General features: G+C 78.6%; 1 pseudogene. It reads left to right on the top strand.

From position 1 onward, the window contains the following. Positions 1 to 14: 14 nt before the first annotated feature. Positions 15 to 502 (top strand): annotated as a pseudogene (locus tag B7L92_RS44065) (N-acetylmuramoyl-L-alanine amidase); the annotation flags it as partial.

The raw sequence follows: 502 nt of genomic DNA, 5'->3' as shown, positions 1-502 counted from the left end.
CCACGCGCGCAGCGGTGGCGGCCGAACCCGACGTCCCCGGCAGCACCCAGTCGCTGCCCCTCCGATCCCTCACCCGTGAGCGCGCCTCCGGCGCCGTCCTCGGACTCACCCCCCGGGTCGTACGGAACTTCTCCCTCCTCGGCGTCGNNTCCGGCTGGCAGGACGTCGAGACGCACAACGCCGACCACGCGGCCGATCCGGGCACCGCGGAGGACACCTCGGGCCGGGTCCGGGGCGCCACGGCACCGCTGTGGGTCGGGCCGTCGGACGCCGTGGAGGTCCAGGTCGTGGCGGAGTCCTCGCAGGAGGCGGGGGACGGCGCCGCCGGTGCGCGGGCCGGGGGCGGTGACGGCGGCTCCCTGCCGTCCGGGCTGCGGCTCGAGCTCATCGACCCGGGCACGGCCGACGGCGCCGCGGACGGGACCCGCACCGGCGCCATGAGCGCCGAGGCCACCGCCGTCTCCGCCGCCAACGACGGCCTCGCGCCGCTCGGCGCCACCGA

Source organism: Streptomyces viridosporus, assembly GCF_002078235.1.
GTDB classification, from domain to species: domain Bacteria; phylum Actinomycetota; class Actinomycetes; order Streptomycetales; family Streptomycetaceae; genus Streptomyces; species Streptomyces viridosporus.
Note: the sequence above shows the minus strand (reverse complement) of the source record. Positions and strands in the feature narration are given on the sequence as shown.